Below are 17,398 nucleotides of genomic sequence, written 5' to 3' on the forward strand. Positions count from 1 at the left end.
ATGTTAAGTAACGGAATTATTCAAGCAGCCTATGTTATTGCTGCATTACTTTTTATATTCAGTTTACGAGGTCTTTCCAATCAAGAATCAGCCAAATCAGGAAACATCTACGGTATGATCGGTATGGCAATAGCCCTTATCGCAGCAATTGCCAGCATAAATGGTGGATTACACTGGATCATTATTGCCATGATTATAGGTGCTGCTATTGGTTTATACCTAGCAAAAAATGTTGAAATGACACAAATGCCTGAATTGGTTGCTTTGCTACATAGCTTTGTTGGAATGGCAGCCGTTCTTGTTGGTATAAACAGCTTTTTAGATCCGCATATGGTTACATTTTCAGCAAATGAAATAACAGTTCATTTAATTGAAATTTTTGTAGGTGTATTTATTGGTGCGGTTACCTTTTCAGGTTCAATTGTAGCCTTTGGAAAGTTAAATGGTAAAATTAGTTCAAAACCATTATCTCTTCCAAATAAACACTATCTAAATCTAGCTGCAATAGTTATATCTGTTATTTTGATGTTTACATTTATCAATATACAAACTGGTGCTGGCGCTCTAATTTGTTTACTTATTATGACTATTATTGCATTAGTGTTTGGTTTCCACCTTGTAGCATCGATTGGTGGTGCAGATATGCCTGTTGTTATCTCAATGCTCAATTCTTATTCTGGTTGGGCTGCAGCAGCGGCAGGCTTTATGCTACAAAATGACCTTCTAATTGTAACAGGTGCGTTAGTGGGTTCTTCTGGTGCAATTCTTTCTTATATTATGTGTAAAGCAATGAATCGCTCATTTATCAGCGTAATTGCCGGTGGTTTTGGTAGCGATGGCAGCTCATCAAGCTCTTCAGAAGAAGAACAAGGTGAATATCGCGAAATTCAACCCGCTGAAGTTGCACAAACCTTGAAAGAAGCACGCTCAGTTATTATTGTTCCAGGTTATGGTATGGCGGTTGCACAAGCACAAGGCGCGGTGAGCAATATTACTGAAAAACTACGAGCTATGGGTATTGAAGTGAGATTTGGTATCCACCCTGTTGCCGGGCGTTTACCGGGGCATATGAATGTATTATTAGCCGAAGCGAAAGTACCTTACGATATCGTGCTTGAAATGGACGAAATCAATGACGACTTCCCTGATACGGATGTTGTATGGGTCATTGGTGCAAATGATACGGTTAATCCAGCGGCGGAAGAAGATCCAAATAGCCCTATCGCAGGTATGCCAGTTCTTGAAGTTTGGAAAGCTAAAACGGTTATCATTTCTAAACGCTCAATGAATACCGGTTATGCCGGCGTTCAAAATCCACTGTTCTTCAAAGAAAATAGTTATATGCTATTTGGTGATGCCAAAGATAGTGTTGAAAAAGTGTTACAAAATCTTTAATGACAATTAGTCTTATAGATAATACAAAATATTACTGCGGCCTAGCCGCAGTAATATTATAAGAGTTAAGAGTTTAAATTTATTTGAGCTAAAAAAGTAGTAATTTGTTTAATTATTTCACGATGAATTTCGGCTCGAGTCCGTTTCCCTCCATCCTTACAAATAATGCCTTCGCTTCGAGCTTCTTGTTCTAATATCGCTATCGCCTTAGGTTTACAAACTTGTATAAAACTAAAATGCATTGCATCTGGTATCACCGTATAAGTTAACAGAAACTGTATAAATAGCCTAAGCCAAGTTTTGCATCCATATCGCCAACATCGACTCTTGCATCAATAATTAAAGAAAGAATTTTAAACATCTTTTAAACTTTCTGAAGTAAAACCTCTGACTAATCCCGCATCCAAAGAGATAAATGATTTTATTCTTGGATCGAATAAGATTTTATTTAATTTAGAATTATCAAGGCCAAGTTCAGTCACTAATTGGCAAGCTTTCAAATGGGCATGAATTGTACAGTTTTGCTTAAAAAGCTCAGTATCAAATTTTGCTCCAGTAAGTGCGATTACCCTTCAGCCGCCAAGGGAATGCTTAATCGCTGATATATTATCCAATATCAATATTGTTTGCTAAAGTCTCGTCTTCTTCTAAAGAATCAATTGTTTTACTTAAATCTTGTTGGCGTAGCCATAATTTAAAGGATTGTTGAATATCATTATTAAAGAATTTTGTACCTGGATGATTTGGTGTGGCAACAAAATACTTCCTTTTTGGCCAGTTCATAGGCAAGCCAACTTAAATTTTGCCAACTGCCACCATAACCATGCGAAAAAAAATTAGGGGATGTTTACAGTAATCTGAAACAGGCGTTGCATTAAATAGAACCTTAAAAAATGGCATTATCGCAACCATTAAACTATCTTATTGATTCTTTGGTCAATACCATGTTGCTATGCTCAAAGATGGGCTACTTTCTTTACTGTAATAGATTCACTTAAATCCTATATCTGAATATGTATAATTGATAAAAGTGAAAATTAAATAAAAATTAAGCCCAAGTAGTATTGAGTCATTCAATGAATACCTACTGAAAAATGTGACTATTTTGAACTTTAACAGCTATACTTAATTGATAACAATATAAATATTACAACTGGTTAATTAATAGTTTACTTTATTTAGTCAAGTAATAAATAAACAATCTAGTAAGTTAATTCTTGTTAAAAAGCTTTAGGTTAACCATACATTTTAGTATAAAAAATTGTAATTATCTTTTTCCTTGCTTTATTAATTCTTTGTGATAAAGATAATAAGCACCTCGTGAAACCATTCGAAGCTGGAAAATAAGATCTTCGATTAATCTTTGACGTTGAATGGTATCAAAATCAATCGCTTCCGCTCCCGCATTAAAAGCAATAGTTACCATTGCTTCAGCTTGAGCTTCGTTATAATGATGAGGCATTTTGTTAGCATTATCCAAATAATCAACTAATTCTTCAATAAAATGTTGAATTTCACGTGCAATGGCTGATCGAAATGCCGATGATGTCCCTGCCTTTTCACGAAGTAATAGTAAAAAAACTTTAGGATTTTTATCAATAAATTCAATAAACGTTGTTACAGAAGTACGCAACACGCTACCACCTTTTTCAATACGTTTTCGCGCTTGGCGCAACAATTGGCGAAGGGTTAAACCACTTTCATCAACCATAGCTAAACCCAATTCATCCATATCACGAAAATGTCGATAAAACGATGTTGCAGCAATACCAGCTTCTCGAGCAACTTCACGTAAGCTCAAACTGGCAAAACCCTGCTCGGCATTTAGTTGATTAAACGCCGCATCAATTAATGATCGACGAGTTCTCTCTTTCTGCTGTGCACGTACGCCACTTGTTTTAATGTTTTTCATTTTATATTTATTGATTTTAACAAACGTTCTTTTTCTGCAAATACTTTTGGCATATGTTCGCGAATCGTTTTTGCAATTGTTTCATAACGTGAACGCAAAGGTGAACCAGGTCTATAAATCAAAGCAATACTACGTACTGGAATCGGATCGGTACAAGGAATATAGCAAATATTATCTCTCATTCGCTCATTTGGAGCAGCTAGCTCAGGAAATAAAGTTATTCCTCGACCCGCAGAAATCATACTACGCAAGGTTTCTAAGCTTGTTGCTTTAAATTGTTTATCTTCATCAATACCTACTTGAAAACAATATCCCATAGCATGTTCACGTAAACAGTGCCCATCTTCCAACATTAAGAATTTTTGACCTTTTAAATTAGAAAGTTTAACTGTTTGTTTATTTGCTAACTCATCGTTTGCTGGAACAGCTAAAAACATTGGCTCATTAAATAATGGAAGTTCAATAAATTGCGCCGTTTCTTTTACTTGTGCAATTATTGCGCAATCTAATTTACCACTTTCAAGTTGAGCGACAATATTAGCAGTTTGTGCTTCATGTAAATAAAGCTCTAATTGAGGAAAAGATTCATGTAGTACAGTTATTACATGTGGTAATAAATAAGGAGCAATAGTTGGTATTAAACCAATATGCATCGGACCTGACATCTCTTCCCCTTGGCGACTAGCCATCTCTTTAAGGATTTGAATATTGCGTAATATCTCTTTAGCTTGCTCAACAAGCATCATACCTGTTTGAGTAAATAATACTTTGCGACTAGTACGTTCTAATAACATCACGCCTAGTTCATCTTCCAATTTTCTGATTTGTCCACTTAAAGTTGGTTGACTCACATTGCAAGCATCAGCAGCTTTACGAAAATGACGAAACTCAGCTAACGAAACAAAATATTCCAAATCACGAATATTCATAATGTCCCCAAAATAATTTATCAGTTAATGGTATATACTCAAACAATTTTTATTGGCTAATCCTGTTTAAAAAATTAACAGATTGAAAGATAACTTAAATATTTATCATGTTGTTTATATGAGCTATTTTCTATAATATATTAAAAATTTTTGAATATAGGTTAGTTAATTATAATTAGATAGTAAAATTACACATAAAATACATGTAAATAGATAATGTTGTTTTCTAGACCAATATCGCTAATTGTACTATATAAAGTGCTATTATTGATAATTATGTTTAAAAATTAAATAGAATATTAAATTAAAATCCTAAAGTATTTAATTTTACTATAGTTAAAGTTGATAAATGAAGAAAAATGGAAAGTTATAAGCAATTGAGATATAATCGCGCGCTATATCACTTGAGTAAATATACTTTTAGAGGTGCACTATTTTTAAACAAGTCTCTCGCTTTTACCGTAAAATGTTTCACATCGAAAAACAGAAAGAATCTCGATATGTTTTGATATCTCGCAATGAACACAATATTTCACGTAAAGATATTAGTGAAAATGCGTTAAAAGTTCTTTATAGATTAAATAAACAAGGATATGAAGCTTATTTAGTTGGTGGATGTATTCGAGATCTTTTACTAGGTAAGACACCTAAAGATTTCGATATTGCAACCAACGCAACACCAGAACAAGTACAAAAAACGTTTCGCAATTGCCGTTTAGTTGGCAAAAGATTCCGTCTGGCGCACATTATGTTTGGTAAAGAGATTATTGAAGTAGCAACCTTCCGCGGTGAGCATAGCAACCAAGATGAACAAAACAATATTGCCAAACGTTCCCAATCGGGAATGCTGCTACGCGATAATGTATATGGAACAATTGAACAAGATGCTGTTCGTCGTGATTTCACGATGAACGCTTTTTATTATAGTATAAAAGATTTTACGTTACGTGATTACTGTGGTGGCTTAAAAGACTTACAAAATGGAATTATTCGCTTGATTGGTGATCCAAAAGTTCGCTATCGTGAAGATCCGGTTAGAATGTTACGAACGATTCGTTTTGCCGCTAAACTTGATATGCAAATTGAACCTACAACAGCTGAACCAATCAAACATCTTGCACCTTTGTTAAAAAATATACCGTCAGCAAGACTTTTTGATGAATCACTAAAATTATTACAATCAGGCAATGGATATAACACTTATTTATTATTAAAAAAATATCATCTTTTTGAGCAATTATTTCCGATCATTGAACAACTATTTACTCAAAATAATAATAGCTATTTAGAAAAAATGATTGAGCAAGTTTTAAAAAATACTGATTACCGAATAGCTAATAAGCTACGTGTTAATCCTGCATTTTTATTTGCTGCTTTTTTTTGGTATCCAATTATTGAACAGACACAATTAACTTGTGTTGAAAGTGGTTTGTTATTTCATGATGCATTTTCAATGGCTATTAATGATATACTAAGTGAACAATGCCGAATGATTGCAATACCTAAGAGATTAACAACAATAATGGGAGATATCTGGCGTTTACAATTACGAATGAAAAAACGTGAAGGAAAACGTGCATTTGCAATTTTGGAACATCCTAAATTCCGTGCAGCATATGATTTATTAGAAATGCGGGCATCCATCGAAAAAGGTGAACTTTTAACTCTAGCTAAATGGTGGGATGAATTTCAGCATACTTCTGTCGACAAAAGAATTGCAATGGTTAAACAAATCAGTAAAACAAATAAGCGCAGAACCAAACATTAATTTTTCGTTCGCACTTTTATAAATAACCGTTATAATGCTTAGCATATAATAATCATAACTACCTTTAATTATTGATGAAAAAATTAACGCCGTCATTTATTGCAATTACCGTTACCCTTTCATTGTCTAATAGCTGCTATGCTATAGGTTTACCTAAAGCTGAAAGTAATAATCCACAATGTTTTGCCAGTGTTCCAAAATATGATCGCCCTTTAGTTAAAGGTGATATTAACACATTGCCTGTTAATGCCGAAGCAAACCAATTTGAAGCGATTTATCCAAATACTGTCATTTATCAAGGTGATGTTTCAATAGAACAAGGGAACCGCACAGTACAAGCAAATAAAGTCACAATTGACTCAACTAATCAAAAAAACCGTTTAGCAATCTTACAAGGAAACATTAATTATCAAGATAATTTGATTAAAATAAAAGGTAATAATGCATCAATGAATCTTAATAATAATGATACCCAAATCAGCCCTGGTGAGTATCATCTTGTTAATCGACTTGGTCGCGGTGATGCTGATGAGATGAAACTTGAGAAAAATCGATTGGTTATTTTGAAAAACGGCAGTTTTACCTCATGTCCTGTCGATGACGGTACTTGGAGTATTAAGGGTTCAACGATTATTCACGATAATGAAGAGCAATTACTTGAAGTATGGAATGCGATATTTCGTATTGGTAAAGTACCTGTATTGTATTCACCTTACTTACAATTACCAACAGGTAATAAGCGTCGGTCAGGTTTATTAATGCCTAATATAAGTTATGACAGCGTCAGTGGTATTGATTTTACTTTACCTATTTATTGGAATATTGCACCTAATTATGATGCCACATTCATCCCGAGGCTATTACAGCGTCGCGGCCTTCAATTACAAACCGAATTCCGGTATCTGAATGAGCTTGGTTTGGGTACACTCGCATTTGATTGGCTACAACATGATGCTAAATATAATGAAGATAGAGATAGATTATTAAATGGTAATAACTATGATGACAATCGTCATCGCTGGTTATTCTATTGGAAAAACGACGAATTAATTAATTACAATTGGCGTTTTACTGTTGATTCGACACGTGTAAGTGATAATCAATATTTAGCAGATTTAGATTCTAAATATACATCTCAAACAGCAGGATATCTAACTCAGTTTTATAAATTAGGCTATAATGATCCAAATTGGGACATTACTTTGGGCTATAGACACTTTCAAGCCTTTCAAGATGGTGTGAAAGATTCATTGTATCAAACTCAACCACAATTAAATATTAATTATTATAATTATGATTTTGGACCAATTAAATTTAAAACGTTTTCTCAAGTATCTCATTTTATAAGCTCTGGAAAGAATAATCCTAAAGCATGGCGCACTCATATTGAACCATCAATTAATTATACTTTAACTAATTCTTGGACAATATTAACAACTTCAGCCGGTATAATGGCAACACATTATAGTCAAGATAATATTAAAAGACACATTGATAGATATAGACAGTTAGATAAAAATGTAAACCGTTTTATACCAAAATTTAGTATTGATGGTAAAATTATATTTGAGCGTGACTTCAATTTCATTGATGGCTATACCCAGACATTAGAACCTCGAGTAAAATATATATATATTCCATACCGAAATCAGTCTAATATAGGAACTTATGATTCCACCTTATTACAATTTGATTATGTGGGTTTATTTAGAGATCAACCATACAGTGGATTGGATCGAATTGCTTCTGCTAATAATATAGCCACAGGGGTAACAACTCGTTTTTACGATAATAATAAAGTTGAAAAGTTTAATTTTTCCATTGGACAGATTACTTATTTTACTAAATCAAAAACCAGCGAACATAATACTGGATTAGATGAAAACTCAGATACTGGTAGTATCACTTGGGCTTCTGATAATTTTTGGCGGATCACTGATAATATGATTTTCAGGAGTGGTATACAATATGATACTCGAATTGATACTGTCTCTTTAGCTAATGCAATATTTGAATATCGTCCATCAAGTGAAAAACTACTACAACTATCTTATCGTTATGCTAACCATAATTATATTAATACGGTTGATTTAAGTTCTTTATATAAGAATTATAAACAAGATATCTCACAAGCTGGATTTGTTACAGCGTGGCCGTTGTCACAAACAATCAATGCGGTAGGTTCATACTATTATGACGTCAACTTAGGCCAAACGGCCGATAGCTCCATAGGGTTACATTATAGTGATTGTTGCTGGGGAATGACTGTACAATATGGACGAAAGTTAACAGATTGGGATTCAATTACGCGTAGCAGTAAATACGAAAATAAACTCTCCGTTAATTTTGAATTACAAGGTTTAGGGCGTAACCGTGATGCGAAAGCAAAAATGTTAAACTTTGGAAAACTTCCATACACAACGACATTTTAATGAACATATTAATTTTATTTAATATAACTAATTAAATTAATACAGTAATATTTATACTGTAACAAACAATACGAGTAACGCAAATATGAAACTATCAAAATTATTGATTACTTTAAATTTAAGTTTAACCATAGGACTACTTACTCCATTATCAACAGTTGCCGCACCTAAGGTTATCGAACGAGTAGCTGCAGTAGTTAATAATAATGTCATTTTAGAAAGTGATATTAACGACATGTTAAAAACAATAAAGGCCAGTACTGATGCGAGTAATCTGCCTAATGATAATGTATTAAGAGAGCAAATTCTGGATCGCTTAATTATTGAAAATTTAATTTTGCAAAAAGCAGCTAAAGCAAAAATTACAATCAATGATGATGAAGTCACCAACGCTATTGCTAGAATTGCAGAGCAAAACGGTATGACGATTGATGAACTCAGAAGTAAACTTTCGATAATGGGTATTAGTTATAGCAGTTATCGGGAACGTATTCATAATGATATGTTGATCGAACAAACCAGAATGAATGAGGTTAGGCCTAGAATTAAAATTTCAGAAAAAGAAGTTGAAACTTTGACTAAAAATCTTTCTGAACAGCCAGCTAACAATATAGATGTCAAAATTAGCCATATTCTTATATCTGTACCAGAAAAAGCGTCTAAACAACAGATTGATAATGCAACTAACAGAGCAAATGATATTATAAATCGGGCACAAAAAGGTGAAAATTTTGCAAAATTAGCAACGACATACTCAAACGATGATCTGGCTTTAAAAGGTGGCAATATGGGTTGGAATAAACTTAACGAGCTACCAACTATCTTTGAAGAACGACTTGTTAGAGCACAGAAAGGCAGTATTATTGGCCCAATTCGTTCTGGTGTTGGTTTACACATTTTAAAGGTAGATGATACCCGCAAAGAAGCCCCAAAAAAATATACAATTGAAGAAATGAATGCTCGCCATATTTTAATTAAAACGAATGTATTGGTGACAGACCAAATAGCTAGACAAAAATTGAATGATATTCGTAAATCAATAATCAATGGTACAATGAGTTTTGAAGCAGCTGCAAAAGCTAATTCAGAGGATCCTGGATCAGCCGAAAATGGAGGGAATTTAGGTTGGAATCGTCCAGAGGTCTATGACAGTGGATTTAGAAATGCTTTAGTTCATTTGAAAAAAGGTGAGATCAGCCAGCCAGTTAAATCATCCTTCGGTTGGCATTTGATTCAACTAATCGATACTAAACAAACTGATGGAACCAATGCAATTAAACAAGATCGGGCTTACCGATTAATATTCAATCGTAAATTTAGTGAGGAAGCTCAAGTGTGGATCCAAGAATTAAAAGGCGATGCCTACATTAACATTACAGGTGAAAATAAGCATGAATAATCGTGTTCATCAAGGGCATTTTGCCCGTAAACGATTCGGACAAAATTTTTTACATGATGACTATATTATTGAAAGTATTGTTGCAGCCATACAACCTAAAACAGATCAAGCTCTAGTAGAAATTGGTCCTGGGCTAGCTGCATTAACAGTTCCAGTCAGTAAATACGTTGATCATTTAACGGTTATAGAAATTGATAGAGATTTAGCCAGTAGATTGATTGATAACCCTTTGTTAAAGAATAAATTGACTGTTATCGAACAAGATGCTTTAACCTTTAACTTTAATGAGTTAAACCAACAATTAGGTAAACCATTAAGAGTATTTGGTAATTTACCCTATAACATTTCTACACCGTTAATGTTCCATTTATTTGAATATGCCAATATCATTGTTGATATGCATTTTATGTTACAAAAAGAAGTCGTAACTCGACTTGTTGCGGCACCTAATAGTAAAGATTATGGTAGATTAAGTGTCATGGCACAATATTATTGCCAAATTATTCCAGTATTGGAAGTACCCCCAACATCATTTAAACCAGCACCAAAAGTTGACTCTGCGGTTGTAAAATTGATCCCTTACAAAGAAAAACTTCATCAAGTCAATGATGTCAAAATACTTTCTCGTATTACAACCGAAGCATTTAATCAACGCCGAAAAACAATTCGTAACAGTTTAGGTAATATGTTTACAGTTGAACAATTAGTAGAACTAAATATTGATCCAAATTTACGTGCTGAAAATATAACTGTTCAACAATATTGCCAGCTTGCAAATGCATGGAAATAGCTTTATGGCAAATTTACTCATTGGTGATATTCATGGCTGTTATGATGAATTTATGCGATTACTCGAAAAAGCAAAATTTGCCTCTTCAGATACTTTATGGTTAACAGGGGATCTTGTTGCCCGTGGCCCTAAATCACTAGATGTTTTACGATTTGTTAAGCAACATAGTCAAAAAATTCGCATGGTATTGGGAAATCATGATTTGCATTTATTATCGGTATATGCTGGTGTTACACTTACTAAAAAGAAAGATAATTTAGATGAAGTCATCAATGCTCCCGACTATGATGAGCTTATGAACTGGCTACGTAAACAGCCATTGGTTCAGATTGATGATTCATTAAAATTAATCATGAGCCATGCAGGTATTTCACCACAATGGGATCTTGAATTACTAAAAAAGTGCGCTCAGGATCTGAGTGTCATGTTATCTAGTGATTCATATCCCTTATTTTTAGATAATATGTATGGTAACTTTCCTGATGAATGGTCATCAGAATTACAAGGATTAGATCGCCTACGTTATATTGCCAATGCGTTAACACGTATGCGTTTTTGTTATGAAGATGGTCGATTAGATTTTTATTTTAAAAAATCACCTGAACAAGCACCAGTAAAACTTAAACCTTGGTTTTTATTGCCAAGTAAAATACCCCCAGAATACAATATTGCTTTTGGACATTGGGCTGCGTTAAATGGTAAAGGAACACCCGAAAATATTTATGCACTTGATACCGGATGTTGTTGGGGTGGAAAACTAACATGTTTACGATTTGAAGATAAAAAATATTTCAAAAAACGTAATAATGAAACAAAAAATTAAAGTTATTGTTAACAAGGACTAATAATTATGTCTGCATTATCTGTCATAAAATCTATTTGGAAAGTGATTAATGTAATACGAGAAATGTTTCTTAATTTGATATTCTTAGTTATTATTCTGATTATCTTCGGAGGTATTGGCTTAATAAAAGAAGCCAAAAAACAAAATACAGTACCTCAATATGGTTCATTAGTTTTAGATCTTGAAGGTGTGATTGTCGATAACACGAATTACAGTGATGAAATCTATGCCTTACAAAATAAAATATATGGCAAGAAAATCAATACATCGCGCGAAAATAGCTTATTCGTATTAACTCAAAAAATTGCTCAAGCAACCATCGATCCAAATATTAAAAGCATGGTTTTGAAGTTAGATAATTTTGTTGGTGCTGATTTGAGCTCTTTACAATATGTGGGTAAATATTTAACAAAATTCAAAGAAGCAAAAAAACCAATTTATGCTTTTGGTACAACTTATAATCAAAGCCAATATTATTTAGCGAGTTATGCCAATAAAATCTATCTAACACCTCTTGGTTCAGTCAATGTATATGGATTATCTGCTAACAATTTGTACTATAAAACTCTACTTGATAATTTAAAAGTTAATACGCATGTTTTCAGAGTAGGAACGTATAAATCTGCCATTGAACCATTTGTTCGCGATAATATGTCAGAAGAAGCAAGAAATAATACAACTCGTTGGTTAACTCTTATGTGGGATAATTATCTTAATGATATCTCAACACAACGAAAAAAAGCCAATACCCAATTAGTACCCACACCTGAAAAAATGCTATCAGAATTGAAATCTGTAAATGGCAATATGGCTCAATATGCTTTATCTAATGGTTTAGTTGATATCATTACTTCAAATCATCAATATGAATTAGAATTCATTGATCAACATGAAATTAGCATTTACGATTATCTACTCAAATCAGAAGAAGAACAATTAATAAGTGATAATAATAAGAGCAACACTCCACTTATCGCTGTTGTATTTGTTAATGGTACTATCAATAATAGTGAAAATAGTCGTGCTGTAGCAGGAAGCCAAGATATTGTTCAGCAACTTAAAGAAATTCGTCAAAATCTAGATAAGCATAATGTGCAAGCCGTAGTGTTACGAGTAAATAGCCCTGGGGGAAGTGTTGATGCATCTGAAGCAATTCGCAGTGAATTAGAAGCTTTACGTAGTTATAAAATTCCAGTCGTTGTTTCTATGGGAGGAATGGCTGCATCAGGTGGGTACTGGATCTCAACTGAATCTGATTATATTGTTGCTAGTCCGAACACCATTACAGGCTCTATAGGTATATTTGGTATTATTCCAACATTTGAAAATTCTTTATCTCATGTTGGTGTTTATAGTGATGGAGTAAGCACATCACCATTAGCAGGCAATAATTTAACTAAAAACTTGCCTGAAGAAACAAGACAATTAATTCAAATGAACATCAACAATGGCTATCAAAAATTCATTTCACTGGTAGCAAAAGCGCGAAAAATGACTACAAAACAAGTGGATAAAATTGGACAAGGTCAAGTATGGTTAGGATCAGAGGCAAACAATATAGGACTCGTTGATAAGTTAGGTGATTTCGATGATGCTGTTGAAATAGCAGCAACATTAGCAGATTTAACTGATTATAGAATTGATTGGCCAAAACCTGAAGTAAACTGGTTTAATGCATTATATTCAGATATGATAGCTATATTACCTCAATCAACAGCTGAGATATTCTTTGAACATCTCCCTGAAGCAAAACAGCTACAACAACATATATCTTTATGGAATAATTTTAACGACACTCAAAATCGTTATATTTATTGTTTAAATTGTGCTGATGTTCGTTAAATCATATTACTATCCGCCATGAACTGGCGGATGGAATTCTTCAATGGTACTAGATGATAAAGTTCTAATATTTTAATCATTTTTTTCTCGATTGAAAAAATAACTCATATTTTTCATTGCTTCTTGAATATATTGGTAATTTGGTACTTCATTAAGCTCATGATTGTGCAGATCCATATAACGACTAATACCAATTCTATTAACAAAGTAAATATTATCAGATGTTCTAACTGCATAAGAACTGTAGTTGGACATTAATAACCAATTACGATCAGTTATAGGTTTAAATAAATCATATCCAGTAGAGTAATCCTTTATATCATTTTCAACATATAAATAATGCTTCATCAGGGATGGAACAACATCTTCATGGTTAGTTAATTTATTACTGTTATTTATCAAATTGCCTAATTCTGTCGCACCAATAATAATAAAAGGTACTTTAGTTTGAGCATCGGTATAATTACCATTATGCCCCCAAAAACCGAGTTTATTATCATTCATTTCTTGACTATGATCACCAGTGATAATTAACAATGTATCATTTAATGAGTCTGATTTAATAAGTTCATCATAAATACTTTGTAATAAATAATCATCATAATAAACGCTTTGTTTATAACGATTAAAAATTGGCAAAGGATCTGTATCATTATTTAATGTCATATAATTAAGATCGCCAATGGGTTTAAACCTAACTGGAAAATCATCAGGAAAATCATAAGCATGCGGTGCATCATAAAATAAAAAAGAAAACGTTGGCCTTGAGGTATCTCGCGATTTATACCATGATAACCAATCGTCAGTGATTTGTTTATCCCGTTTAGATGCAGAGCCATCTTTACTACTGATTCTTAAATTTTCAATGGTAACAAACGCAGTTCGGTCAAATTCAGGTGCAGTAACTTTAGCTGATGTAAAAATACCAATATTATAATTTTCTTTCTGTAAAGTTGTAATAAATAAAGACGGAATACTACCACGTAAAAATGAATCCCAATAGGTACCTGGAATACCGTAAAAAAGTCCAAAAATACCCGTGCGCGTTGCATTACCTGTAGAATAATGATTATTAAAGACAACGCCATCGTTGTTCTTAACAAACTGGAAGGTATTTGGAGAAATTTCATTACTGAAAGTATCGTATCGCCATGAATCTAAAACAATAAACATTATGTTTTTAAGTTTTTTATTTTCTGGGTTAATGACTAATGGATTTTTAGGATAATCTATAGTTGCGTTGATATAATCCTTATCATAAACAACTTTTCGCTCTCCTTGCTTATCAAAAAAATTCATGATTTTTTTTGAAGTCAATGGACGATAGAGCGGAATATATTCTTTCACCACCATTATTGGGGAATAAGCATAATAAAAAGCAACCATATGTCCGAATTGGCTAATAAATAAAGAAACAATCAACAACAGCGTAGAAAATAAAATTGCATTCGTTTTACTGTGTGGTTTTGATATTTTGAAATCAATAATATAGATAATAAGATATTCAGCACAAAATGAAACGACAATTAGTACCAGCATTAGCAGATAAGTTGCTATCGAAAAATCAACAATTTGACCCGACAATACCATTGATAAAACTGATTCATTAATGTGGAATCGATATTGTTGAAAGACAATTGTATCAACATATAATGTTATCTGAATAAGACTAAACAAAATAGCAAGAATAGCATGGCATAAATATTTTCTTAACCATAGTGTTGGTATACAGATTAAAAAGAACAATATATATAATGAAAAAAAATGCCCAAGTACTGCAAACACTGAAAATGTGCTACCAAGCCAAGAAAACGATATATCGGGAACAAGAAAGAAACGTATTGCAATAAGAGATGAAATGAAGATATTTATTAAAACACAACAATATAATTTTTTCATAGTATTCACTATTAGGTAATTCATTCGCTTTTTTTAAGAATCTTACAGCATTTTATACTGAAACGTAGTGCTTTCCTGAAACTTTTTTACAAGTTAGCATTATCTAGATAAATACTAATAAAATATTAACAAAAAAGGGCTCTATTTGAGCCCTTTTTCTAGATTCAAAAAAGTTATCGACGATCGGCAAAAATTCTTAGTAACATAATAAATAAATTGATAAAATCAAGATAAAGTTGTAATGCACCTAAAATAACATAACGTCTAAATAAATTCTGATCATCTTGAGGTAAACCATCACCTAACTCTTTCAATTTTTGAGTATCATACGCAGTTAATCCTGCAAAAACAAACACACCAATATAGGTAATAGCCCACATTAACGGTTGACTATGCATAAACATATTCACTAATGACGCAATGATTAATCCAATTACACCCATAAATAAGAAACGGCCGAAACCAGACAAATCTCGCTTAGTAGTATAGCCATAAAAAGCCAAAGCTGCGAACATGCCTGCAGTAATAAAGAATACACTTGCTATTGATGATGAAGTATAAACCAAAAAATAGATTGAAAAAGTACAACCATTTAAAACCGAATAAAGCATAAATAATGTGGTTGCAGCAGCACCAGAAAGTCTATTGATCATGCCAGAAATAACGAAAACTAATGCCAGTTCCGCAATTAACAACAACCACATACCTTTATATAATAACTGCACCAATGCCATATTACTTGATGCAAACCAAGCAACTAAAGCTGTTAGTAATAAACCTACTGTCATCCAGCCATATACATGGCTCATATACGTTTGTACACGACTACCAGCTTGTTCGTTAATTAAACCATTAGGCGAAAAACTTGCCATTCTTTACCTCTCCTAAAATGTTACATAATCTTATGTATTATATATTAAATAAGGATTAATTCCATTTTTTCAATGCGTCTATGTCAGTTTTTTTTGCTTCAACCCAGTGTTCTCCATCAATGATTCGTTCTTTCTTCCAAAATGGTGCCTCATTTTTTAAAAAATCCATTATAAATTCAGCAGCCGAAAATGAATCCGCACGATGAGCACTACTTACTCCAACAAATACTATCTGCTCATTAGCATTAATTTCCCCAACTCTGTGAACCACCACTACTCGACTTAATTGCCATTTTTTTCGAGCATTAGCAATTATATTAGCTAATACTTTCTCAGTCATTAATGCATAATGTTCAAGATAAAGGCTTAATGTTCGTTTTTCAAAACAACGAACTTTACCCATAAAAGTAACAATAGCACCATCTTGGGGTAATTCTGAAAGCCAATTAATTAACTGATTAGTATCAATTGACTCTTCATTTACTCTAATAATATCCATAATTTTAACCGCCCGTTACAGGAGGAAAAAAGGCAATTTCATCATTAGTCTGAATAATATAATCAGTATCCACCAACGTTTGGTTCACTGCACATAAAATAACTCTCTCTTTAAATGCTAAAGCCCACCTATCGCCACGTTTACTAAGTTGTTCGAGCAATTCAAAAATAGAAACTTGATTAGCATCTAAAAAGATGCTATCAACTTCCACTAACTCTCTAATTTGAGCAAAAAAAATAATTTTATTCATTTATTTCCTTGGCAATAAACTCTCCTGACTTACCACCACTTTTAGTCAATAATTTTACTTGTGTAATCACCATATCCTTTTGCACAGCCTTACACATATCATAGATAGTTAAAGCCGCAACTGATGCAGCAACCATAGCCTCCATTTCAACACCTGTTTGCCCATTTAATCGACAACTAGCTTGAATGCGAATACAACTTTTTATTCGATCAGCTTCGATATCAATTTCAATTTTACTTAGTAAGAGCGGATGGCAAAGAGGAATAATATCCCAAGTTTTTTTTGCAGCTTGGATGCCTGCAATTCTTGCTGTCGCAAAAACATCACCTTTATGATGCTTACCTTCTATAATCATATCAAGTGTATTGATATTCATTAAGACTAGTGATTCTGCGCTTGCTTGCCGCATTGTGAGCTGTTTGCTTGAAACATCAACCATATGAGCATCACCACGATGATTAATGTGCGAAAATGACTCAGGCATCTTTAATTCCTTAAATATTTATTCACTTGTTAGAATATAGCCAAGATAGAAAAATTTTACAAGTAGCTACCCATATGATTAAA

The 17,398-nt window shown here is 32.9% G+C and carries 16 protein-coding genes; 7 read left to right on the forward strand and 9 right to left on the reverse strand.

The window, feature by feature from the left end; genetic code table 11:
* Window positions 1–1,395: a Re/Si-specific NAD(P)(+) transhydrogenase subunit beta gene (gene pntB / locus J3U19_RS02840; RefSeq protein ID WP_267339981.1), complete on the forward strand. Its 1,395-nt coding sequence runs from the start codon at window positions 1–3 to the stop codon at window positions 1,393–1,395.
* A gap of 65 nt (window positions 1,396–1,460) precedes the next feature.
* On the opposite strand, the gene J3U19_RS02845 is transcribed toward pntB, so the two are convergent.
* From J3U19_RS02845 to oxyR, 4 genes are all read right to left on the reverse strand, one after another.
* Window positions 1,461–1,637, reverse strand: coding sequence for a hypothetical protein (locus J3U19_RS02845; protein ID WP_267339982.1), 177 nt, complete (start codon window positions 1,635–1,637; stop codon window positions 1,461–1,463).
* A 364-nt stretch (window positions 1,638–2,001) separates the two neighbouring features.
* Window positions 2,002–2,178, reverse strand: coding sequence for a hypothetical protein (locus J3U19_RS02850; RefSeq protein WP_267339983.1), 177 nt, complete (start codon window positions 2,176–2,178; stop codon window positions 2,002–2,004).
* 484 nt (window positions 2,179–2,662) lie between these two features.
* The gene (fabR, locus tag J3U19_RS02855) at window positions 2,663–3,307 is read right to left on the reverse strand and encodes an HTH-type transcriptional repressor FabR (protein ID WP_267339985.1); all 645 of its coding nucleotides are present in this window, start codon (window positions 3,305–3,307) and stop codon (window positions 2,663–2,665) included.
* Complete coding sequence (oxyR, locus tag J3U19_RS02860; RefSeq protein WP_267339986.1) at window positions 3,304–4,236, reverse strand: DNA-binding transcriptional regulator OxyR; 933 nt, start codon at window positions 4,234–4,236, stop codon at window positions 3,304–3,306. The genes fabR and oxyR overlap by 4 nt, the downstream gene beginning before the upstream one ends.
* A gap of 433 nt (window positions 4,237–4,669) precedes the next feature.
* Here oxyR and pcnB point away from each other — a divergent pair, with 433 nt between their 5' ends.
* The 6 genes from pcnB (at window position 4,670) to sppA (ending at window position 13,311) form a co-directional block, all read left to right on the forward strand.
* Window positions 4,670–6,004, forward strand: coding sequence for a polynucleotide adenylyltransferase PcnB (gene pcnB, locus J3U19_RS02865; RefSeq protein WP_267340147.1), 1,335 nt, complete (start codon window positions 4,670–4,672; stop codon window positions 6,002–6,004).
* A 74-nt stretch (window positions 6,005–6,078) separates the two neighbouring features.
* Window positions 6,079–8,436: an LPS assembly protein LptD gene (gene lptD / locus J3U19_RS02870; RefSeq protein WP_267339987.1), complete on the forward strand. Its 2,358-nt coding sequence runs from the start codon at window positions 6,079–6,081 to the stop codon at window positions 8,434–8,436.
* Between the two features lie 85 nt (window positions 8,437–8,521).
* Window positions 8,522–9,835 carry a peptidylprolyl isomerase SurA gene (gene surA, locus J3U19_RS02875; protein WP_267339988.1) on the forward strand — a complete coding sequence of 438 codons (1,314 nt, stop codon included), beginning with the start codon at window positions 8,522–8,524 and terminating at the stop codon, window positions 9,833–9,835.
* Window positions 9,828–10,625, forward strand: coding sequence for a 16S rRNA (adenine(1518)-N(6)/adenine(1519)-N(6))-dimethyltransferase RsmA (gene rsmA / locus J3U19_RS02880; protein ID WP_267339989.1), 798 nt, complete (start codon window positions 9,828–9,830; stop codon window positions 10,623–10,625). The genes surA and rsmA overlap by 8 nt, the downstream gene beginning before the upstream one ends.
* Window positions 10,626–10,629: 4 nt before the next feature.
* Entirely contained in the window at window positions 10,630–11,448 is an 819-nt protein-coding gene (apaH, locus tag J3U19_RS02885) for a bis(5'-nucleosyl)-tetraphosphatase (symmetrical) ApaH (protein WP_267345407.1), read from the forward strand.
* A gap of 27 nt (window positions 11,449–11,475) precedes the next feature.
* On the forward strand, window positions 11,476–13,311 hold the full coding sequence (sppA, locus tag J3U19_RS02890) for a signal peptide peptidase SppA (protein WP_267345408.1): 1,836 nt from the start codon (window positions 11,476–11,478) through the stop codon (window positions 13,309–13,311).
* A gap of 72 nt (window positions 13,312–13,383) precedes the next feature.
* Here the strand turns inward: sppA and J3U19_RS02895 are convergent, their stop codons facing one another.
* The 5 genes from J3U19_RS02895 to moaC all read right to left on the reverse strand — a co-directional run bounded on the left by J3U19_RS02895 (window position 13,384) and on the right by moaC (window position 17,315).
* A complete protein-coding gene (locus tag J3U19_RS02895) occupies window positions 13,384–15,210 on the reverse strand; it encodes a sulfatase-like hydrolase/transferase (protein ID WP_267345410.1) in 1,827 nt (608 codons plus the stop codon).
* Between the two features lie 173 nt (window positions 15,211–15,383).
* The gene (locus J3U19_RS02900; protein ID WP_267339993.1) at window positions 15,384–16,082 is read right to left on the reverse strand and encodes a Bax inhibitor-1/YccA family protein; all 699 of its coding nucleotides are present in this window, start codon (window positions 16,080–16,082) and stop codon (window positions 15,384–15,386) included.
* A gap of 55 nt (window positions 16,083–16,137) precedes the next feature.
* Entirely contained in the window at window positions 16,138–16,581 is a 444-nt protein-coding gene (gene moaE / locus J3U19_RS02905; RefSeq protein WP_267339994.1) for a molybdopterin synthase catalytic subunit MoaE, read from the reverse strand.
* Window positions 16,582–16,585: 4 nt separating this feature from the next.
* A complete protein-coding gene (gene moaD, locus J3U19_RS02910) occupies window positions 16,586–16,831 on the reverse strand; it encodes a molybdopterin synthase sulfur carrier subunit (RefSeq protein ID WP_267339995.1) in 246 nt (81 codons plus the stop codon).
* On the reverse strand, window positions 16,824–17,315 hold the full coding sequence (gene moaC, locus J3U19_RS02915) for a cyclic pyranopterin monophosphate synthase MoaC (protein WP_267339996.1): 492 nt from the start codon (window positions 17,313–17,315) through the stop codon (window positions 16,824–16,826). The genes moaD and moaC overlap by 8 nt, the downstream gene beginning before the upstream one ends.
* Between the last annotated feature and the right edge of the window lie 83 nt (window positions 17,316–17,398).

Origin of the sequence: Gilliamella sp. B2828 (assembly GCF_026537125.1) — a bacterium.
Classification (GTDB): Bacteria; Pseudomonadota; Gammaproteobacteria; order Enterobacterales; family Orbaceae; genus Gilliamella.

Excerpts from the sequence above, each read along its gene's own strand:
- pntB (WP_267339981.1), top strand. The coding sequence starts at position 1 with ATGTTAAGTAACGGAATTATTCAAGCAGCCTATGTTATTGCTGCATTA.
- J3U19_RS02845 (WP_267339982.1), bottom strand. The coding sequence starts at position 1,637 with ATGCATTTTAGTTTTATACAAGTTTGTAAACCTAAGGCGATAGCGATA.
- J3U19_RS02850 (WP_267339983.1), bottom strand. The coding sequence starts at position 2,178 with ATGAACTGGCCAAAAAGGAAGTATTTTGTTGCCACACCAAATCATCCA.
- fabR (WP_267339985.1), bottom strand. The coding sequence starts at position 3,307 with ATGAAAAACATTAAAACAAGTGGCGTACGTGCACAGCAGAAAGAGAGA.
- oxyR (WP_267339986.1), bottom strand. The coding sequence starts at position 4,236 with ATGAATATTCGTGATTTGGAATATTTTGTTTCGTTAGCTGAGTTTCGT.
- lptD (WP_267339987.1), top strand. The coding sequence starts at position 6,079 with ATGAAAAAATTAACGCCGTCATTTATTGCAATTACCGTTACCCTTTCA.
- surA (WP_267339988.1), top strand. The coding sequence starts at position 8,522 with ATGAAACTATCAAAATTATTGATTACTTTAAATTTAAGTTTAACCATA.
- rsmA (WP_267339989.1), top strand. The coding sequence starts at position 9,828 with ATGAATAATCGTGTTCATCAAGGGCATTTTGCCCGTAAACGATTCGGA.
- apaH (WP_267345407.1), top strand. The coding sequence starts at position 10,630 with ATGGCAAATTTACTCATTGGTGATATTCATGGCTGTTATGATGAATTT.
- sppA (WP_267345408.1), top strand. The coding sequence starts at position 11,476 with ATGTCTGCATTATCTGTCATAAAATCTATTTGGAAAGTGATTAATGTA.
- J3U19_RS02895 (WP_267345410.1), bottom strand. The coding sequence starts at position 15,210 with ATGAAAAAATTATATTGTTGTGTTTTAATAAATATCTTCATTTCATCT.
- J3U19_RS02900 (WP_267339993.1), bottom strand. The coding sequence starts at position 16,082 with ATGGCAAGTTTTTCGCCTAATGGTTTAATTAACGAACAAGCTGGTAGT.
- moaE (WP_267339994.1), bottom strand. The coding sequence starts at position 16,581 with ATGGATATTATTAGAGTAAATGAAGAGTCAATTGATACTAATCAGTTA.
- moaD (WP_267339995.1), bottom strand. The coding sequence starts at position 16,831 with ATGAATAAAATTATTTTTTTTGCTCAAATTAGAGAGTTAGTGGAAGTT.
- moaC (WP_267339996.1), bottom strand. The coding sequence starts at position 17,315 with ATGCCTGAGTCATTTTCGCACATTAATCATCGTGGTGATGCTCATATG.